This is a genomic window from Pseudomonas sp. SIMBA_068, from assembly GCF_046534705.1.
GTDB classification, from domain to species: domain Bacteria; phylum Pseudomonadota; class Gammaproteobacteria; order Pseudomonadales; family Pseudomonadaceae; genus Aquipseudomonas; species Aquipseudomonas putida.
In genome coordinates, this window is sequence record NZ_JAWRYI010000755.1 from 1 (window position 1) to 263 (window position 263).

1 protein-coding gene is annotated in these 263 nt (G+C 57.8%); it reads right to left on the bottom strand.

The window, feature by feature from the left end; translation table 11 throughout:
* Positions 1-263: FtsK/SpoIIIE domain-containing protein (locus tag SB756_RS31300; RefSeq protein ID WP_410913396.1), on the bottom strand; the 263-nt coding region annotated here is incomplete at both ends.

The following is a 263-nucleotide window of genomic DNA, read 5'->3' on the forward strand; positions in this document are numbered from 1 at the left end:
GGCAATCAGCTCTTCCACCTTTTTTCCGACTGCCATGATCAGGTCAGCAAACTCATCGACCATCACCACGATGTAAGGCAGCTTCTCAAGAACCGGCGGCGTCATATCCATGCTGTCGCCCGGCTTCCAGAACGGATCGGGAATCGGACGACCCATCGCTTCGGCCTGTTCCACTTTTTCGTTGTAGCCCGCCAGATTACGCACGCCCAGCGCCGACATCAGCTTGTAGCGACGCTCCATTTCACCGACGCTCCAGCGCAGCG